Source organism: Bacillus sp. CDB3 (assembly GCF_002081505.1).
Classification (GTDB): domain Bacteria; phylum Bacillota; class Bacilli; order Bacillales; family Bacillaceae_G; genus Bacillus_A; species Bacillus_A cereus_AT.
This window is the reverse complement of sequence record NZ_ALBR01000054.1, coordinates 1-21171: the sequence shown is the minus strand read 5'-3', so window position 1 is coordinate 21171 and position 21171 is coordinate 1. Positions and strand designations below refer to the sequence as shown.

Below are 21171 nucleotides of genomic sequence, written 5' to 3'. Positions count from 1 at the left end.
ATTGTTAGTGTTTTAGGATATATAAACTAATGAAGTGTTATTATACAAAATAGCCTCTGCTATTAAGCAGGGGCTATTTTGTATTTTTTTATTTATTTGTCATTTAAAATTTTATAGTTTTATTGATTTACAATTGTTCGGTCAATTCAAAAGTACCACCGCTCACATCTGTAACTTCAACTAAGACCGATTCAGTGTATAGTTTTAGTACAGATCCTGTAATCTTTAAGTTACTTCGTTGAAATAGTATAGTATCCCCTACGTTTGCTTTCATAGTACCTCCTTATAAAAGACAGAAATGTTTGTTTATTATATATATTAAACCACGTATAGATATATTAGTGAATGTTTAGTTTTATTTATCAATAAAATATTTGTTGTTTAATAAACTGAAAGTGCAACATTATGTAAATAGATTGTATATTTTCTATTTTTATGTACGTAATTGGAAATACAAAAAGAGTGGGATTCTTGAGCACAAGCCTTGTAACGAAAAGTCAGTTTATAAGGAAATTAAATGACTTGTATCAAGGAATGCGGGCGCAACATGTTACAAAGCTGGAGAGTTAAAAAGAATATCAGATAATCAAAATTTTGGAGTCCAGCCATGGTGTAACAGGGCGCATGACTTTGTATAAAAGAGGATATGAAAACACACATAAGTCGTATTGATGTAAAACATTATAAAAGCTGCTACGTATTTAACAAATAGTTTTTTGTATTTCACCCTTCGTTTTCTGTAACTGATTCCATATTTTTGACGCTCTATCTTGTAAGTGCTTACATAAACGGGAACATCTTATACAATGAAGGTGTTAAATCAAATGAGGTGGCCAATATGAATATAAAAAAAGAAAATTTAGCGAATAGCATTGAAATAGAAAGAGGAGGCGGAATGATATGAAAAAATCAAATGTTAATCCATGGCTTGTTGTCCTTGGCACAGTCATAGTACAAATGGGGCTTGGAACGATATATACATGGAGTTTGTTCAATCAGCCCTTAGTGAGTAAATACGGTTGGAGTCTTAACGCTGTTGCTATAACTTTCTCAATTACTAGCCTTTCTTTAGCGTTTTCAACTTTGTTTGCGAGTAAATTGCAAGAAAAATGGGGACTTCGTAAACTTATTATGATAGCTGGACTAGCATTAGGACTAGGATTAGTTCTTAGCTCACAAGCTTCCTCATTAATATTGCTTTATGTACTAGCAGGAGTTGTTGTAGGTTACGCAGATGGTACAGCATATATTACTTCACTATCCAATTTAATAAAGTGGTTCCCAGAGCGTAAAGGTTTAATCGCGGGTATATCTGTCTCTGCATATGGTACGGGTAGCCTAATTTTTAAATACATAAACGCAAAATTAATTGATTCAGTTGGTGTATCGCAAGCGTTTATATACTGGGGCTTAATTGTTACAGCTATGATTGTGATTGGCGCTTGTTTAATCCACCAAGCCGCTGATCAAGGTGCAGTTCAGGAAACAAAAACTAAGGAATATACAACGAAAGAAATGTTAGGCACAAAACAAGTATACTTATTATTTATTATGTTATTTACATCATGTATGAGTGGCTTATACTTAATTGGCATGGTAAAAGACATCGGTGTTCAACTTGTAGGGCTTAGCGCAGCAACAGCAGCTAATGCGGTGGCTATGGTTGCAATCTTCAATACATTAGGTCGTATCATTCTAGGACCGTTATCAGATAAAATCGGCCGTTTAAAAATCGTTACTGGTACTTTTGTTGTTATGGCGACTTCAGTCTTGGTTCTAAGTTTCGTAGATTTAAATTATGGTATCTACTTCGTCTGTGTAGCAAGTGTAGCGTTTTGCTTTGGTGGAAATATCACTATTTTCCCAGCTATTGTTGGTGATTTCTTCGGTATGAAAAACCATAGTAAGAACTACGGAATTGTGTATCAAGGATTTGGATTTGGAGCGCTCGCAGGTTCCTTTATCGGTGCACTTCTAGGTGGATTCAAACCAACCTTCATGGTGATCGGCGTATTATGTGTCGTGTCATTTATTATCGCACTTTTAATCCAAGCACCTAAGCAGAAAAAAGAACAAGAAGAAGATTATCGCAGCGTAGCGTAAGTATATAAATCTTCTATTACACTACTATAACTAAAAAGCACCCTATTAAATAGGGTGCTTTTTACGGTATATAATAAAATTACGAAAGGGAAGTGGATGCCAAACCACTTTTCTGTTTTCTTTATGAATTATTTTTTAATTGATTTTCTCTATCTAGCCTTTGTGATTTCCGGAATTTTCCTGATAAAAAAGCGAGTAAACTATCTCGGTGGATTATACTGGAATATTATAAAGTGATACATAATATATGAAATTCTTACTAAATCTTAGATTATATACATGACATTCATTGAGAAATGAAAGATGTAAAATGAGATATTTTCAGAAAAATATTGAGAAAAGAAAAACTGCAGATGAAGAAATCTGCAGTTTTTCTTTTTGAATTTCAAAAAAGATGAGAAGGAATTATGGATTTAATTTTTAATTAAAGCACTTTTTAATCCTTATAGATGCAATCTTATATAGAAACGTAAAAATACTTTATCTGAAAAATAAAAAAAGATTGACAAGTGTATTGAGAAACATTATCATTTCGGTGTGGATAAAGAAAATGAAAATCATTATCAATTAGTCGATTTATTTTCTTTTCTATGATTATGTAATAAAAAACATACTTGACCAATTAGTTTAGTAAGTGTATTATTTTTTTACCGAAAGTCATTGAAAATGAAAATCATTATCAGTAACTAGGTTAACTCTGTTTAATATGGTTAACTTTATTTTTGTAAAGAAAGGGTAGAGACAATGGAATACAGGGAATTTGATGGGAAGACCGTTGTAGTAACAGGTGCAGCCCAAGGTATAGGTATGTCTGTAGCGAAAATGTTTATAGAGAGAGGTGCCACGGTAGTTGCTATCGATCAAAATAACGAAGGTCTTCATAAGCTTTTAAATCATTATGAATTAAATGATGGATGTATTAAGACCCTTCAAATAGATGTGAGTGACAGTTCCACTGTTGAAGATACAGTGGAACGTATTGAAAATGATTTAGGTCCTATAGATATTTTAATCAATGTTGCAGGGGTTTTACGCATGGGAGCGGTTCACTCTTTAAGTGACGAAGATTGGAATAAAACATTCTCTGTAAATACTACAGGCGTTTTCTATATGTCCCGAGCGGTAAGTAAACATATGATGTTAAGGAAGTCAGGGGCAATTGTTACAGTTGGTTCAAATGCAGCAAATACTCCGAGAATAGAGATGGCTGCGTACGCTGCATCAAAATCCGCAACGACAATGTTTATGAAATGTTTAGGGCTAGAGCTTGCAGCGTACAATATTCGTTGCAACTTAGTTTCTCCAGGTTCTACTGAAACTGAAATGCAAAGATTACTATGGGCTGATGAGAATGGAGCTAAAAATATAATTGCTGGTTCTCAAAATACATATAGACTCGGTATACCGTTACAAAAAATTGCGCAACCTTCAGAAATTGCTGAAGCAGTATTGTTTTTAGCTTCTGATAAAGCGAGTCATATTACAATGCACAATTTATGTGTCGATGGCGGAGCTACATTAGGAGTTTAATAAAGTGAAACTTTAATTAGTGGGGGCTTTGTTCATCCCCCACTGATTATTAGTTGAACCAATCGGGCTTTTACGGGCAGTTGATCCCCACCTAACTTCTTTGCTTCCGCTGAATTTTGAGATGCGGATCTTACTGCCCGTTAATGCGGGATAAAAAATTCAGGAGGTTTTAATACTATGAATGAACTTACAGCCGTAAAGGAACTGTCAGAAAAATTATTAGAAGATTATAAGACTGAATCTTCGTTCTTTTTCGCTTCACCAACTCGAACGATATTGACAGAAGGAGAGTTTACTACAGTAAAACATAGTGAAATCGAAAGCTTTCCAGAGCTTGTAAAGGCGGTATTAAGTAATGCAAAACAAGCCGGAAATCCGAATCCTATCGTTGTTGGTGCTTTGCCATTTGATCGTAGAAAAGAAGTTCAACTTATTGTACCGGAATATGGCAGAATTACTGAGCGTTTACATTTGGAGACAACAAATGAGATAAAACGAAATGAGAAACTGACATTTGAAATGACACCGGTTCCAGCTCCTGAAGTTTATATGAATGGTGTGAAGCAAGGGATGGAAAAAATTCAGGAAGGAGATTTTAAAAAAATCGTTCTATCTAGATCGTTAGATGTTAAATCTTCAGAGAAGATTGATAAACAAAAACTACTTCGCGAATTAGCAGAACATAATAAGCATGGCTACACATTTGCTGTTAATTTACCGAAAGATGAAAACGAGAAAAGTAAGACGTTAATTGGAGCAAGTCCTGAATTACTCGTTTCACGTAATGGTATGCAAGTTATTTCTAATCCGTTAGCTGGTTCAAGACCACGTAGTGATGATCCAGTAGAAGATAAAAGAAGAGCAGAGGAATTACTTTCTTCTCCGAAAGATTTACATGAGCATGCGGTAGTAGTGGAAGCAGTTGCTGCAGCGCTTCGTCCGTACTGTCATACATTACATGTTCCTGAAAAACCATCTGTCATTCATAGCGAAGCGATGTGGCATTTGTCTACTGAAGTGAAAGGTAAACTAAAGGATTCAAATACTACTTCTTTGGAATTAGCAATTGCTCTTCATCCTACGCCAGCAGTTTGCGGAACGCCGATGGAAGAAGCGAGAGAGGCTATTCAACAAATTGAGCCATTTGACCGTGAATTCTTTACAGGAATGCTAGGATGGAGCGATTTAAATGGAGATGGTGAATGGATTGTTACAATTCGCTGTGCTGAAGTGTAAGAAAATACACTTCGTTTATTTGCAGGAGCGGGAGTTGTTGCTGAATCAAAGCCAGAAGATGAGTTAGCAGAAACATCAGCTAAGTTCCAAACAATGCTGAAGGCTTTAGGACTAAGAGATAATTCGCTGAATGAAAAATAGGGGGAAGAAAGAATGTTAACAGGTTATACGGAATGGCCAGAAGAATTTGCAAATCGTTATCGAGAAGAAGGATGTTGGCGTGGAGAAACATTTGGTTCGTTGTTAAGAGAGCGTGCTGAAAAATATGGAGATCAAATTGCGGTTGTAAGTGGTAATACGCATATAACATATAGTGAGCTTGATAAAAAAGTAGATCGCTTAGCTGCAGGCTTACTGAATTTAGGATTAAAGCAAGAGGATCGAGTTGTAATCCAATTACCTAACATTATCGAGTTTTTTGAAATATGCTTTGCGCTATTTCGCATTGGAGCACTTCCTGTTTTTGCACTACCTTCACATCGAAGCAGTGAAATTAGTTATTTTTGTGAGTTTGGTGAGGCGAGTGCTTACGTTATTTCAGATAAGTCTCTCGGCTTTGATTATCGAAAACTAGCAAGAGAAGTAAAAGAAAAAGTGCCCAATTTACAACATGTAATTGTAGTGGGAGAAGAAGAAGAGTTTGTGAACATAAGTGATCTATATATAGATTTCGTTCCATTACCAGAAGTAAAGCCAAGTGATGTTGCGTTTCTCCAATTATCGAGAGGGACAACAGGACTTTCTAAATTAATTCCTAGAACGCATGATGACTATATTTATAGTTTACGTGTTAGTGCTGAAATTTGTAATTTAAATACAGAGAGCGTCTATATGGCAGTTCTTCCGGTAGCACATAATTACCCGATGAGTTCTCCAGGGACATTTGGAACTTTCTATGCAGGTGGAAAAGTAGTGTTGGCAACTGGAGGGAGTCCAGACGAGGCATTTGCTCTTATAGAAAAAGAAAAGAAAAAGTGACGATTACAGCGCTCGTTCCACCATTAGCAATGATTTGGCTTGATGCTGCATCTTCCCGTAATAACGATTTATCGAGCCTGCAAGTGATTCAAGTAGGCGGTGCGAAATTTAGTGCTGAAGTTGCGAAGCGTATTCGCCCTACATTTGGATGTACGTTACAGCAAGTGTTTGGTATGGCAGAAGGGTTAGTAAATTACACAAGATTAAATGATTCGGAAGAAATCATTATTCATACACAAGGTAGACCGATGTCTACATCCGATGAAGTAAGGGTTGTTGATGAAAATGATAACGATGTAAAACTTGGTGAAGTAGGTAGTTTATTAACACGAGGCCCATATACAATTCGTGGTTATTATAAAGCAGAAGAGCATAATGCACGATCATTTACAAAGGATGGATTTTATCGTACAGGTGATCTTGTAAAAGTAAATGAACAAGGTTACATCATTGTAGAAGGAAGAGATAAAGATCAAATTAATCGTGGTGGTGAGAAGGTTGCTGCGGAAGAGGTTGAAAATCATCTATTAGCACATGATGCAGTACATGATGTAGCAATTGTATCTATGCCTGACGATTATTTAGGAGAACGTACTTGCGCTTTTGTTATAGCTCGCGGACAAGCTCCAACTGTAAGTGAATTAAAAACGTTTTTAAGAGAACGTGGTATAGCGGCTTATAAGATTCCAGACCGAATTGAATTTATTGAATCTTTCCCGCAAACAGGTGTTGGAAAAGTAAGCAAAAAAGAATTACGTAAAGTAATTACTGAAAAACTTATTACAGTAAAACGATAAAAAACTATTAAAATCGGAAGGAAGTGATTAGATGGCTATCCCATCTATTTCAGTATATAAAATGCCAGTTGAATCAGAATTACCAAAAAATAAAGTGAATTGGACGCCAGATCCGAAACGTGCGGTTCTTCTAATCCATGACATGCAAGAATATTTTCTTGATGCATATAGCGATAAAGAATCGCCAAAAGTAGAACTAATTTCAAATATTAAGGTGATTAGAGAAAGATGCAAGGAACTTGGTATACCAGTTGTTTATACAGCACAACCTGGTGGACAAACGCTAGAACAACGAGGGTTATTACAAGACTTTTGGGGTGACGGTATTCCTGCTGGACCAGATAAAAAGAAAATTGTCGATGAACTTACTCCTGATGAAGATGATATATTCCTGACAAAATGGAGATATAGTGCATTTAAAAAGACAAATCTATTAGAAATTTTAAATGAACAGGGAAGAGATCAACTTATTATTTGCGGTATTTATGCGCATATTGGCTGCCTTTTAACAGCTTGTGAAGCATTTATGGATGGTATCCAGCCATTTTTTGTAGCAGATGCAGTTGCTGATTTTTCATTAGAGCACCATAAACAAGCATTGCAGTATGCATCTAATAGATGTGCAGCAACGACATCAACAAACTTACTGTTAAAAGATTTACAAAGTTTAAAGGGTGCTGAGAGTGAAGGAATCACTTTACAGGAAGTGCATGAACTAGTTGCACAATTACTTCGTGAACCAGTAGAGAGTGTTGAGACTGATGAAGATTTATTAAATAGAGGACTTGATTCGGTCAGAATTATGAGTTTAGTAGAGAAGTGGCGTCGAGAAGGAAAAGAAATCACTTTTGCGGATTTAGCAGAGAGTCCAACTATTGTTGATTGGTACCGCTTATTATCTCCGCAGTCTGGTATGTGGTTTGCGCAGAAATTAGATCCGCTTAATCCGATTTATAATACTGGGGAATATGTAGAAATAAGCGGAAATATTAATCAAGAGATTTTCGAATTAGCTGTACGAAAGGTTGTAACAGAAGCAGAAGCACTACATGTTCGTTTTGAAGAGGATGAAGTTGGTCCATGGCAAGTTATTGAGGAACCATCAAAGTTTCATATGCATTTTATTGACGTTCGTAAAGAAGAAGATCCTGAAGAAGCTGCTAAAGTATGGATGAAAAATGATTTATCTATGCCCGTGGATTTAAAAGAGGATAAATTATTTACTGAAGCACTTATTCAAGTTGAAAATAATCGTTTCTTTTGGTATCAGCGCATCCATCACATTGTGATGGATGGCTATGGATTTTCACTTCTTAGCCAAAAGGTAGCGGATGAATATACAGCACTTATAGAAGAAACAAATAAGACTGAAAAGCCATTTGGTTCTCTTGCAAAAATTGTACAAGAAGATAATGAGTATCGTAAATCTAAACAATTTCAGGAAGATCGTACTTTTTGGTTAGAAAAATTTGCAGATGAACCGGAAGTTATAAGTTTGGCAGAACGAGCGCCGAGAACATCAAATGGATTTTTACGAGAAACAGCTTATTTATCTAGTTCTAGTACGAAAGCTTTGCTAGAAGATACAAAAGTGTCGATAACAAGTTGGCCGGAATTTATTGTCGCTGTAACAAGTATTTATATGCATAAATTAACAGGTGCAAATGATATTGTTTTAGGCTTACCGATGATGGGGCGTCTAGGTTCTGTATCAATTCATACACCTAGCATGGTAATGAATTTAGTTCCACTGCGTCTAAATTTAACTTCAAATATAACTTTTACAGAATTAATACAACAAGTTTCTGAAGAAATTCGAGATATACGTCGCCATCATAAATATCGTCATGAGGAATTAAGAAGAGACTTAAAGTTACTAGGTGAAAATCAAAGGTTATTTGGGCCGTTAGTGAATGTTATGCCTTTTGATTATGGGCTTAACTTTGCTGGAAATCGAGGTATTACACATAATTTATCAGCAGGACCTGTCGATGATTTATCGATAAATGTATATAAGCGCTTCGATGAAAATGAGTTAAGGATTCATTTTGATGCGAATCCGGAAGTATATAGTGATACGGAACTAGCATTGCATAAAGAAAGATTTATGAATCTATTAGAATTAGTGATAAATGATTATCACAAAGACGAGTCGATTGGAAAAATAAATATTACCCTTCCTGAAGAAAATCATAAAGTTTTATTGGAATGGAATGAAACGAAGGAAGCTGAAGAGCTAATCACTTTACCTATATTATTTGAAAAACAAGTACAAAAACATCCAAATAAAATAGCAGTTACTTGTAACGGGATAAAACTTACGTATAAAGAACTAAATGAACGAGCGAATGAACTAGCGCACTATTTAGTAGAAGAAGGAATACGACAAAATCAGTTTGTAGCTTTAGTATTTCCAAGATCAATAGAAATGGTAGTTAGTATGCTAGCAGTTCTAAAGACGGGTGCAGCGTATTTACCGATAGATCCAGAATACCCAGCCGAGCGAATTAATTATATAGTAAATGATGCAAATCCGGTTTGTATCATAACACATTCATCTGTTTCATCTACTTTAGTTATAGAAAATGATATTAAAAAAATCATATTAGATAGCGAAGAAACGAAAATAGCGTTAAAAACATATTCTCATATGAATATACGATTTAAAAATGATGAATCACTTTTAAACCCAGCGTATACAATTTACACTTCAGGATCAACAGGAAATCCAAAAGGTGTAATTGTTCCTATGAAAGGTTTAAGTAACTTCTTATTAGCTATGCAGCATACGTTTTCATTAAATGAAAACGATCATTTATTAGCAGTTACAACGTTTGCGTTTGATATTTCTGCTCTAGAAATTTATTTACCTCTTATTAGTGGTGCAAGTATAACAATTGCACAAAAAGAAGTAATCCAAGAGCCTTCTGTGTTAACGACACTTTTACAAGAAGAAAGAGTGACAATTATGCAAGCTACACCGACGCTCTGGCAGGCGTTAGTAACTGAATATCCAGAGAGGCTACAAGGGCTAAACGTACTCGTTGGTGGTGAAGCTCTTCCAGCACATTTAGCAAATAAATTAAAAGAATTAGGTTGCTCTATAACTAACTTATATGGACCAACTGAGACGACTATTTGGTCTACTTTTATGAACATTGTTGAAAGTGAAAGTGGTATACCTCCTATTGGAAAGCCAATTCGGAATACAGAAGTGTATGTTTTGGATGTAGGGTTACAACCAGTTCCACCTGGAGTTATCGGTGAATTATATATTTCAGGAGAAGGACTTGCGAACGGATATTTAGGAAAACCTGAGTTAACGGCTGAACGATTTGTTGCTAATCCATATGGAGAACCAGGGAAGCGGATGTACCGCACAGGTGATCTTGTGAAATGGCGTAACGATGGTGTGCTAGAGTACGTGAGCCGAGCAGATCATCAAATTAAAATTCGCGGTTTCCGAATTGAATTAGCTGAAATAGAAATGGTATTACAACGACATGAAAATGTTCAACAAGCGGTAGTAATGGTACGAGAAGATCATCCAACTGATAAACGAATCATTGCGTATATCGTTGCTGAAGAGAAGGAAACAATTCATCTTTCAGAAATCCGCTCTTATATTTCAGAAAGTTTAGCGAATTATATGGTGCCATCAGCATTTGTTGTGCTAGAAGAATTACCATTAACACCAAATGGTAAGGTTGATAGAAAAAAATTACCTGCTCCTGATTTTAATGGAATGAACAATGAGAGAGTTGCTAGAAATCCAAAAGAAGAAATATTATGTGATTTATTTGCAGAAGTACTAGGTGTTTCACGGATCAGCATTGATGATAGCTTCTTTGAAATGGGCGGCCATTCGCTTCTTGCATCTCGTTTAATGGCAAGAATTCGTGAAACGTTAAGTGTGGAATTAGGAATCGGAAAACTATTTGAATCGCCAACTGTTGCTGAATTAGCGAAACAGTTGGATCGTGCAAAAAGCGCAAGATCAGCTATTAAGAAAGTAAGTAGGCCAAATGAAGTTCCACTTTCATTTGCACAGCGCAGGTTATGGTTCTTAAATTGTTTAGAAGGTCCAAGTCCTACTTATAATATTCCGTTAGTCATTCGTATGTCTGGAAAATTGAATGAGGAAGCACTGCAAGGTGCCTTTTATGATGTAGTGAAGAAACATGAAACACTTAGAACAATTTTCCCTAATGTATTAGGTAGTTCATATCAGAAAATTTTAGATATGAAAAACTTAAATCTAGAAATGATTATAACAAAAACATGTAAAGATGAATTAGAAAGTGTGCTTTCAGAGGCGGTAACATATAGCTTTAATCTTGATGTTGAGCCAGCAGTTCGTTTACAACTTTTTAAAGTGAGTGACAACGAACATGTTTTACTAATTCTTTTACATCATATTGTAGGAGATGGATGGTCATTACAACCATTAACGAGAGACTTCACAGCTGCTTATAAAGCACGATGTCAAGGTGACAAAGTTCAGCTGGAGACACTTCCAGTACAATACGCAGATTATTCACTTTGGCAACAGGAGCTGCTAGGTGATGAAACGACAGCAGAAAGTCTTATTTCAACACAATTAGATTTTTGGAAAGAGGAACTAAATGGTTTGCCAGATCAAATGGAGTTGCCTACAGATTTTCAGCGTCCAATTGAAACGAGTTATCGAGGGGAAACAATTAATTTTCATATAGATGAAGGTATGCATAGTAGGTTAGTAGAGCTCGCTCGTAAAAATGGAGTTAGTTTGTTTATGGTGTTGCAAGCAGGACTAAGTGCGTTATTTACAAGATTAGGTGCTGGAACTGATATACCAATTGGCAGTCCAATCGCTGGAAGAAACGATGATGCACTCTCGGATATAGTCGGCTTATTTGTAAATACATTAGTGTTACGTACAAATACATCAGGAGATCCAAGTTTTAAAGAATTATTAAATAGAGTGAAGCAAGCAAATCTTGCAGCTTATGAAAATCAAGATGTTCCATTTGAACGACTCGTTGAAGTGTTAAACCCAGTACGTACCCGTAATAGTCACCCGCTGTTTCAAGTTATGTTAGCTTTCCAAAATACGCCTGAAGCGACGTTTGATGTCCCAGATATAGAAGCGAGCCTTGAAATTCAAAGTGTTGGCTCTGCAAAATTTGATTTAACATTTGAAATTAGCGAGAGTAACGGAGTTGATGGTACTCCAAATGGCTTACACGGATTGTTAGAGTTTAGTACCGATTTATATAAACGTGAAACGGTTCAAAAACTAATAGAACGATTCATTCTGTTATTAGATGATGCAGCGAAACATCCGGATCAATCAATTGGTAGATTAGAAATATTAACTTTAGCAGAGCGGAATACAGTTTTAGAAAAGTGGAATGGTGGTTTTCAAATTGTACCTGAAATGACATTGCCACAATTATTTGAAAAGCAGGCTCATGTAAATCCAAATTCTATTGCTGTCGTCTTTGAAGATGAAAAGCTAACGTATGAAGAGTTAAATAGAAAAGCGAATAAAATAGCTCGTTCGTTAATAGCAAAAGGAATCGGTCCGGATCAACTCGTTGCTTTAGCGATGCCGAGATCTTTAAATATGGTTGTAAGCTTACTTGCTGTTCTTAAAGCAGGTGCCGGATATCTTCCGTTAGATCCGGATTATCCGTCAGATCGTATTTCATTTATGCTACACGATGCGAAACCATCATGTGTGTTAACAAATGCAAGTGTAGAAATTGAATGTGATGAGGCACTAAAGATTTTAGTTGATGATGTGAACGTAATAGAAGAAATTGAGAAATATAGTGAAGACAATATTGATGAAATGGAGCGCATGAAGCCGTTATCTCCTTCACATATTGCTTACGTTATTTATACGTCAGGCTCAACAGGTAGACCGAAAGGGGTTATGATACCTCATCAAAATGTAGTAAGACTTTTAGGAGCAACCGATCATTGGTTCCAATTTGACGCAGACGATGTGTGGACGATGTTCCATTCATATGCTTTTGATTTCTCGGTTTGGGAAATTTGGGGACCTTTATTATATGGAGGGCGTTTAGTTGTAGTACCACATACTGTAAGTCGCTCGCCGAAAGAATTTTTACAGCTTCTTGTTAAGGAAAAGGTTACTGTTTTAAACCAAACTCCATCAGCGTGCTATCAATTGATGCAAGCAGATCGTGAAAATGAAGAGGTTGGTCAAAAATTATCTTTACGATATGTTGTTTTTGGTGGAGAAGCACTTGAACTAAGTCGATTAGAAGATTGGTATAGTCGTCATCCTCATAACACACTGAAACTTATTAATATGTACGGTATAACGGAGACGACGGTACATGTTAGTTATATTGAGTTAGATGAGAGTATCGTTTCTTTACGAGCAAATAGTTTAATCGGGTGCAGTATACCAGATCTTAAAGTATACGTATTAGATAACTATTTACAACCAGTGCCACCAGGAGTAGTTGGAGAAATGTATGTTGCAGGTGCAGGACTCGCTCGTGGATATTTAGGAAGAGCAGGATTAACGGCTGAACGTTTTATCGCAGATCCATTTGGTAAGCCAGGTACAAGAATGTATCGTACCGGAGACTTAGCGCGCTGGCGTCAAGATGGGACGCTAGATTATATAGGGCGTGCAGATCATCAAATTAAAATTCGTGGATTCCGAATTGAATTAGGAGAAATAGAAGCGGTCATAATGAAACACGATAAAGTTGAACAAGTAGCCGTTATTGTACGGGAAGATCAACCAGGGGATAAACGATTAGTTTCTTATATCGTCGCATCAAATAATGAAACGATCGATACGAATGAAATGCGCCAGCATGCTGGAGGTAGTTTGCCAGATTATATGGTTCCATACGCTTTTGTAGTAGTAAATGAGTTGCCTTTAACACCAAACGGTAAATTAGATAGAAAGGCATTGCCAGCTCCAGAATTTACTGCATCATCTTCTAGTCGCGGACCGAGAACACCGCAAGAAGAAATGCTATGTGACTTGTTTACAGAAGTCTTAAGTGTGCCTCAAATTGGAATTGATGACGGATTCTTTGATCTGGGTGGTCATTCACTTCTTGCAGTGCAGCTTATGAGTCGCATAAAAGAGGCACTTGGAGTGGAACTAAATATCGGAACTTTATTTGCAGCACCTACTGTTGCAGGGCTTGCTGAAAGACTTGAAATGGGGAATGGTCAAAGTGCACTTGATGTGTTACTTCCATTACGAGCAAGCGGAGATCAATTACCACTATTTTGTGTACATCCAGCAGGTGGATTAAGTTGGTGCTATGCAGGACTTATGAAATCTTTAGGAACAGATTATCCAATCTATGGTGTACAAGCACGTGGTATCGCTGAAAATGAGGAACTTCCAAAAAGCTTAGAGGAGATGGCGGCGGATTATTTGAAACACGTTCGTGAAGTACAGCCTCATGGACCGTATCGTTTACTCGGTTGGTCGCTTGGAGGAAATGTTGTTCATGCAATGGCGGCACAACTACAAAATGAAGGAGAAGAAGTAGAATTACTCGTTATGCTTGATTCTTATCCTGGTCACTTCTTACCGAATACGGAAGCACCTACTGAAGAAGAAGCGTTAATCGCATTACTTGCTTTAGGTGGATATGATCCAGATAACATGGATGGTAAACCACTTATTATGGAAAGCGCTGTTGCAATACTTCGCAAAGATGGAAGTGCATTAGCAAGTCTTGAAGAAGAGACTATTTTGAACTTGAAAGAAACATATGTAAATTCGGTAGGGTTGTTAGGGAAATACGTACCGAAAGTTTATAACGGGGATATTTTATTCTTTAGGTCCACTGTTATACCAGACTGGTTTGATCCTATTTCTCCAAATACATGGCTAAATTATTTAGATGGAGATATCGTGCAACATGATATTCATTGTAGACATAAAGATTTATGTCAGCCAGGGCCGCTTACAGAAATTGGACAAGTGCTAGCGAAATATTTGCAGAATAAGAAAGGGGTAAGTAGAGTATGACGAATCCATTTGAAAATGACAATTACACATATAAAGTATTAATGAATGAGGAGGGCCAGTATTCTCTCTGGCCGGCCTTTCTCGATGTACCTATTGGATGGAATGTCGTACATGAAGAAGCTAGCAGACAAGTTTGCTTAGAATACGTTGAAGTTAACTGGAATGATTTAGAGCCGAAAAAAAATCAAATTAGCGAAAAAATATTAGTAGGAAAACAATAATGAAGGTACAAATAAATTCAAAAGTAGTTGTAAGCATCGTTTATATAACAGCGATGTTTATGGCTGCGATGGATGCAACGATTGTGAATGTAGCACTGCAAACGATAAGTAAAGAACTGCAAGTGCCCCCATCTGCAATGGGGACAGTGAATGTTGGGTATTTAGTTAGCTTAGCTGTTTTTCTTCCGATTTCTGGTTGGTTAGGCGATCGTTTTGGTACGAAAAGAGTATTTCTAACCGCCCTTTTCGTTTTTACAATTGCATCTGCATTATGTGGAATTGCGAATGATATTACTTCATTAAACATTTTTCGCATCATTCAAGGTGCTGGTGGCGGGCTTTTAACACCAGTCGGGATGGCGATGTTATTCCGAACATTTTCACCAGAGGAAAGACCCAAAATTTCTCGATTTATTGTACTTCCAATTGCTGTTGCACCAGCGATTGGACCAATTATTGGTGGTTTCTTTGTAGATCAAATGTCTTGGCGCTGGGCATTTTATATTAATCTGCCGTTTGGTATCATTGCGTTGCTATTTGGGCTTCTATTTTTAGCAGAGCATATTGAAAAATCAGCTGGTCGTTTTGATTCTCTCGGTTTTGTTCTTTCAGCACCAGGTTTTGCGATGCTCATCTATGCACTCAGTCAAGGTCCGTCAAAAGGATGGATTTCTCCAGAAATAATAAGTACTGGGATAGCTGGGATTATATTCATTTCACTGTTTATAATTGTAGAACTGAAAGTAAAGCAACCGATGTTAGATTTACGCTTATTAAAAGAACCCGTTTTTAGAAAAATGAGTCTCATATCCTTGTTTTCATCTGCTGGTTTACTAGGAATGCTATTTATTTTTCCGCTTATGTATCAAAATGTAATCGGAGTTTCCGCGCTGGAATCAGGTCTTACGACATTCCCAGAAGCGATTGGATTAATGATTTCTTCACAAATTGTACCATGGACGTATAAGAAATTAGGTGCTCGAAAGGTAATCTCTATTGGATTAATAAGTACCGCGGTTATATTTGTATTATTAAGTTTTGTAAATCATGATACGAATCCATGGCAAATACGGGCATTATTGTTTGGCATAGGTATTTTCTTAGGCCAATCTGTCGGTGCAGTTCAATTTTCTGCTTTTAACAATATCACGCCACCTTCTATGGGGAGAGCAACTACTATATTTAATGTGCAAAACCGATTAGGATCTGCAATAGGAGTTGCTGTTTTAGCTAGTATACTAGCTGGTTTTGGAAATAATAGTGTACAAAATAATGCCCCGGCCGATTACATGCCATATCAAGCAGCATTAATTGGATCAGCGATATTTTTACTCATAGCATTACTATTTGCTTTACGTATTTCTGACAAAGAGGTAATGTCAAAGAAGAATAAAAAGCCGTTATCTGTATTACAAAAAGAGAAAGAAGTTGTAAATGAATGAGTTGCGGCATGCTAATACTCTTTTGAAATAAAGTGATATTGGCATTTAAAAGGAGAGAGTTTACATGATAGAGAGTGAAGTTGTAGATTCTGTACCAACTTTGAATGAGAATGATTGTCAAATATGGTGGGCAAGAATTTCAGATTTGCAATCATGGCATTACAATTTGCTAAATGATGTAGAGAGAGAGAAAGCAAATTCATATCATCATTCGGCAGATCGTGCACGTTTTATAGTAGGTTGCGTAATTAGTAGGTTAGTTCTTGGAAAGATACTTTCTATGTCGCCAGTTCAAGTGCCGATTGATCGAATGTGCCCGGTATGTAAGTTACAACATGGTAGACCGCAATTACCAGAAGGGATGCCACAATTATCCGTTTCACATTCGGGTGAGTGGGTTGTCGTTGCATTTACAAAATCTGCATCTGTCGGTGTTGATGTTGAACAAATGAATCCAAATGTAGATGTTATGAAAATGGCAGAGGGTGTATTAACAGACATTGAAATAGCACAAGTTATGAAATTACCTAATGAACAAAAAATAGAAGGTTTTTTAACATATTGGACTCGAAAAGAAGCAGTACTGAAAGCGACAGGTGAAGGACTATTGATTCCACCAGTAGATATTACAGTATCAGCTCCAAATGATCCTCCAAAATTATTAATTTTTAAGGATAGACAAGAGTTAGCAGAAAATACAATGATGGAAGATGTAAGGCCAAGTGTGGGTTATATGGCTGCAATTGCAATATTTAGTAAAGAAGTAACTGAAATTACGCAGTTAGACGCGGTATCGCTTTTAAATTATAAATAAGTTTAATAAAATATTTTATAGAAGAGGTGTTCCTCATGTTAGTGGCGGAAAATAGAAAAAACGAATTTACTTATAATGTACAAGCAATTAAAAATGTTTTATTTTCTGGAGATACATCATCTATTCATGCTTTAGAAAAGCTTTTGAATGATACAGTTCAGTTTGATGTTCTCGAACAGGAGGTACTTGATAGACAGTACATTCCGAAAGAAGCGAAGAATTTCTTTGATAAAAACGGAACATTTCTGTACCGCGTATCTAATGTTAGTTATAAAGGTAAGGTGTTATCTGAAAATCTAATTTTTGCGGACACCTCATTTTTACCACATACTATAAAGCAAGAATTAGAGAATGGGAATATTCCAGTTGAAAAGCTTATAGAAAAGATGGAAGTAAGAAGAAATGTATTATACGAAGGATATCAGCCATCCGGAAATATTATCGAATTGTTTGATGGATGTTCTGTTGCGGCGAATGTTTATCCAACTAGAAAATATCAAATTGTAAGTAACTGCAAATGTGTATTTTATATTTGTGAAGTGTATCATGCAGAGAATATAAAGAAACTGCTTAAATAAGAAATAAACAAGAAACCAGCCTATAAAATGGCTGGTTTCTTGTTTATTTAACAGCTTCTTTTAATTCTTTTCCTGCTTTAAATGCTGGAACTTTACCAGCAGCAATCTGAATTTCTTCTCCAGTTTGCGGATTACGCCCTGTACGAGCAGATCTTTCACGCACTTCAAAAGTTCCAAAACCGATCAATTGAACTTTATCGCCAGATTGTAATGCATTAGCAATTGTGTCAAATACGGATTGTACAGCTGCAGAAGCTTCCTTTTGAGAAATATCAGCTGACTGTGCTACGTTTTTAATTAGTTCTGTTTTGTTCATGTTTTCACCTCATAAAAAAATTTTTAGAATGAATGTTTTAGTATAATGGTTAGTACAGATAAAGCTATCTTTGTGATTAGAAAGAATGCTGTATAGTTATGTTAATTTCGTTGAAAGAAGCTGAATCCCTGCTAATTAAAAGGGATTTATTAAGAATTGATGTATACCAAAAGCTATATTATGAAGGTGAGGGGGAGTATACGGATGATTTTTCGTGAAAAGAATGAGAAAAAAAGTATATTAATTCGTCAACATGATCATGGTTTTTTAGCTGGAGAGATTGCAAGGTATATAAAAGAAGATTTTTTTGAAGATAAAACATACTTAAAAGAGACAATTGAAGCTATATATGAGCATGATAGAGGCTGGATAGGGTTAGATAAAACCCCAATTTTGAACGATGCTAAAAATGTTCCATATACATTTATGGATTGTCCAAGCTCACTACGCTTTGTATTCTATACAATCGGTTTGAATGAAATTGAAGTTTCAAATCCATACGGGGCATTGCTTTGTAGTAAACACTTTTTATCATTTCCGCTAAATGAAGAAGATGAAGAGATGATGTCTTTTTATAAACGAGAATTGGATCGACAAAAAAGAATTTTGAAAACGTTAACAAAAGAACAGTATGCTATGTTTGATAAACAGTATAGGCTATTAAAGTTTTGTGATGAGCTTTCATTATATGTATGTATGAATAAACCTGGTGTAAAAAAGAAAGATGAAATTGATTTATTTAAAGATGGTTTTGAAGGAACAGAAATGTTTAATAACAAGGAGCGGAAACTTATACAAGCTGAATGGGTGGACGAAGAAAGGATTCGGGTTACACCATTTCCATTTAAAATGGAATTTTATACGTATGTAAAATATAAAACTATAAATAAACATGTTATTGAAGAAAAAGGAATTGCAAAAGCTGATAGAGAGTCGGAAGTTCAGAAGCAAATGGTATGTTTTATACAATAAAGATGAGGCATAAAAAGAAAAAGGAATGATCTCACTTTATGAGTCATTCCTTTTAGAAATAAATTAACTTGCACGTTTTTTATTTAATACCTTCAATTTTTCTGCTTGTAAAAACCGATTTGTTTCAGCGACAACGACACTACTTAACCCAATAAGACCAATTAAGTTCGGAATCGCCATAAGTCCATTCGCGATATCGGCAAATGTCCATACAACACCTAATTTTAAATTAGCCCCAATAGCAATCATAACGATAAAAATTGCTTTATAATATCGAACAGCACCTTCTCCAAATAAATAAGCGACGCATTTCTCACCGTAATATGACCAGCCTAAAATAGTAGAGTAGGCGAATAAAATAATGGCAATACCAAGGATCATACTACCAGCGGTGCCGAATACAGATTGGAATGCAAGTGTTGTAGCTTCAACTCCAGTTTTACCTGACTTCCATGCACCTGTTGTAATTAATACAAGTCCTGTAATTGTACAAACAATAAACGTATCTAGAAAAGTACCAGTCATAGAAACGAGTGCTTGCTTTGCAGGTGAATCAGTTTTTGCTGCAGCGGCAGCGATAGGAGCACTCCCTAAACCAGCTTCGTTCGCAAATACACCGCGCGCCATTCCGATTTGAATAGCTGATGCAACTGTTGCTCCAATAAAACCACCAGCAGCTGCAGTACCATTAAATGCACCAGAAAAAATAAGTGAAAATGCCTCTGGAATTTGATCATAGTGATAGAAAATAATAATAAGGCCAGCAATTATATAAAAGAAAGCTTTAATAGGAACGATAAATCCCGTCACTTTCCCGATTTTTTTTACACCGCCTAAAATGACAATAGCGATTAAAAATGACATTAATATACCAGTTAAAGCAGGGGGGAAAGAGAAATTAATTCGCATTGCCTCTGCAACTGAGTTAGATTGCACCATATTACCGATACCGAAAGAAGCAGTTGTACCGAATATAGCGAATAAAACAGCTAGCCACTTTTTCCCTAAACCATGTTCTAAATAATACATTGGTCCACCGGAGTATTCACCATTTTCATTACTAACACGGTATTTCACTGCAAGGATTGCTTCGGCATACTTTGTTGCCATTCCGAATAAAGCAGTAATCCACATCCAAAAGATTGCGCCGGGTCCACCGATTGTCACGGCAGTTGCGACACCAGCTATATTTCCCATACCAATCGTTGCAGCCATAGCTGTCATCAGTGCTTGGAAGTGACTAATATCCCCAGAAGATGATGAATCCTCTGATTTTTTAAAAGCTAGTTTGTGAGCGTATATTAGTTTACTAAACTGTAAACCTTTTAAGCGCACTGTGAGAATAATACCAGTCCCAACGAGTAGCAACAAAGTTGGCAACCCCCACACATACTGATTAATTTGTTCTAATACTGTACTTACTGTCTCCATCTGTATTCTCCTTTTTTAGAAAAAATAAAAACCACTTCAAGGAAATGAAATGGTCTCTGGAGAAACAAGGGATAGAAAAATAAACCGATACAAATCGGCATTTTCTTTCGCTTGTCTCTGTCCTTTTACCTGAGAGATTATCCGCTAGATTAGCGGATTTGCTCCTTCGGTGCTCGTTTTCCTCCGCGCTATATAAAAGCGAGAGGGAGTCTCTCCAGAGATTCGTCCCCATGCAGTTCTACTTGTAAACAAGACCTGAGAGTTTCAAAGTTGGTTCAGCAACTTTTTGCCCCGTCGGTAGATCAATAGACCTTCTCCTGAATGGTTCATCCGAATTATAAAATTAATAACGAAATGCATTGATCATAAGTATCTATAATCAATAAACACATTATAGATACACTATAAGTGAATTGCAATCATTTTTTATTTTAAAATAGTGAATAAACTTATTTTTTTGATATTCCTAATTTATCTTTTATTTCATTTAAAGTAGACAAAGCGATTACAATATGTTGATCTGCAAGCCCTAAAGCATGCTTTGTATTTTCAATTGTTTCATTGGTTGGAGTAGAATTGTTGTATCCGTCTATAATCAAATCTGCTGCATTTTTCATGAAATTAGAAGCGGCCTTAAATTCAGTTGTGAAATAGACTAGTTGCTTTTTGTATATGTGGTTCCGTTATATTTTCTCGTTTTTTCATATTGTCTATTTCTTTAATATTGTTT

10 protein-coding genes, 4 pseudogenes and 1 riboswitch are annotated in these 21171 nt (G+C 36.1%); of the genes and pseudogenes, 10 read left to right on the top strand and 4 right to left on the bottom strand.

Annotated features, from left to right (window positions below; all coding sequences use genetic code 11):
* Positions 1-119: 119 nt before the first annotated feature.
* A pseudogene (locus tag CDB3_RS12605) lies at positions 120-274 on the bottom strand (DUF2187 family protein).
* A 626-nt stretch (positions 275-900) separates the two neighbouring features.
* Here CDB3_RS12605 and CDB3_RS12600 point away from each other — a divergent pair.
* The 9 genes and pseudogenes from CDB3_RS12600 to CDB3_RS12560 all read left to right on the top strand — a co-directional run bounded on the left by CDB3_RS12600 (position 901) and on the right by CDB3_RS12560 (position 17722).
* The gene (locus CDB3_RS12600; RefSeq protein WP_128854727.1) at positions 901-2103 is read left to right on the top strand and encodes an L-lactate MFS transporter; all 1203 of its coding nucleotides are present in this window, start codon (positions 901-903) and stop codon (positions 2101-2103) included.
* Between the two features lie 744 nt (positions 2104-2847).
* Positions 2848-3633: a 2,3-dihydro-2,3-dihydroxybenzoate dehydrogenase gene (locus CDB3_RS12595; RefSeq protein ID WP_097832022.1), complete on the top strand. Its 786-nt coding sequence runs from the start codon at positions 2848-2850 to the stop codon at positions 3631-3633.
* A 177-nt stretch (positions 3634-3810) separates the two neighbouring features.
* Positions 3811-5010, top strand: a pseudogene (gene dhbC, locus CDB3_RS12590) (isochorismate synthase DhbC).
* A 12-nt stretch (positions 5011-5022) separates the two neighbouring features.
* A pseudogene (locus CDB3_RS12585) lies at positions 5023-6644 on the top strand ((2,3-dihydroxybenzoyl)adenylate synthase).
* Between the two features lie 31 nt (positions 6645-6675).
* Positions 6676-14667 carry a non-ribosomal peptide synthetase gene (locus CDB3_RS12580; RefSeq protein ID WP_128854726.1) on the top strand — a complete coding sequence of 2664 codons (7992 nt, stop codon included), beginning with the start codon at positions 6676-6678 and terminating at the stop codon, positions 14665-14667.
* On the top strand, positions 14664-14888 hold the full coding sequence (locus CDB3_RS12575; protein ID WP_000184075.1) for an MbtH family protein: 225 nt from the start codon (positions 14664-14666) through the stop codon (positions 14886-14888). The genes CDB3_RS12580 and CDB3_RS12575 overlap by 4 nt, the downstream gene beginning before the upstream one ends.
* Entirely contained in the window at positions 14888-16330 is a 1443-nt protein-coding gene (locus CDB3_RS12570) for an MDR family MFS transporter (RefSeq protein ID WP_128854725.1), read from the top strand. Before CDB3_RS12575 ends, CDB3_RS12570 begins: the two co-directional genes overlap by 1 nt.
* A 64-nt stretch (positions 16331-16394) precedes the next feature.
* Positions 16395-17144, top strand: coding sequence for a 4'-phosphopantetheinyl transferase Sfp (gene sfp / locus CDB3_RS12565; RefSeq protein WP_128854724.1), 750 nt, complete (start codon positions 16395-16397; stop codon positions 17142-17144).
* 35 nt (positions 17145-17179) lie between these two features.
* The gene (locus CDB3_RS12560; RefSeq protein WP_097832030.1) at positions 17180-17722 is read left to right on the top strand and encodes a cold-shock protein; all 543 of its coding nucleotides are present in this window, start codon (positions 17180-17182) and stop codon (positions 17720-17722) included.
* Between the two features lie 43 nt (positions 17723-17765).
* On the opposite strand, the gene CDB3_RS12555 is transcribed toward CDB3_RS12560, so the two are convergent.
* Positions 17766-18038: an HU family DNA-binding protein gene (locus tag CDB3_RS12555; protein ID WP_128854723.1), complete on the bottom strand. Its 273-nt coding sequence runs from the start codon at positions 18036-18038 to the stop codon at positions 17766-17768.
* Positions 18039-18242: 204 nt separating this feature from the next.
* On the opposite strand from CDB3_RS12555, the gene CDB3_RS12550 reads away from it, so the two are divergent.
* Positions 18243-19010: a DUF3891 family protein gene (locus CDB3_RS12550; protein WP_128854722.1), complete on the top strand. Its 768-nt coding sequence runs from the start codon at positions 18243-18245 to the stop codon at positions 19008-19010.
* 63 nt (positions 19011-19073) lie between these two features.
* Here the strand turns inward: CDB3_RS12550 and CDB3_RS12545 are convergent, their stop codons facing one another.
* Together CDB3_RS12545 and CDB3_RS12540 are read right to left on the bottom strand one after the other, a co-directional pair.
* The gene (locus CDB3_RS12545) at positions 19074-20441 is read right to left on the bottom strand and encodes an alanine/glycine:cation symporter family protein (protein WP_128854721.1); all 1368 of its coding nucleotides are present in this window, start codon (positions 20439-20441) and stop codon (positions 19074-19076) included.
* 107 nt (positions 20442-20548) lie between these two features.
* A riboswitch (glycine riboswitch) is annotated at positions 20549-20669 on the bottom strand.
* A gap of 221 nt (positions 20670-20890) precedes the next feature.
* Positions 20891-21171, bottom strand: a pseudogene (locus tag CDB3_RS12540) (hypothetical protein); the annotation flags it as partial.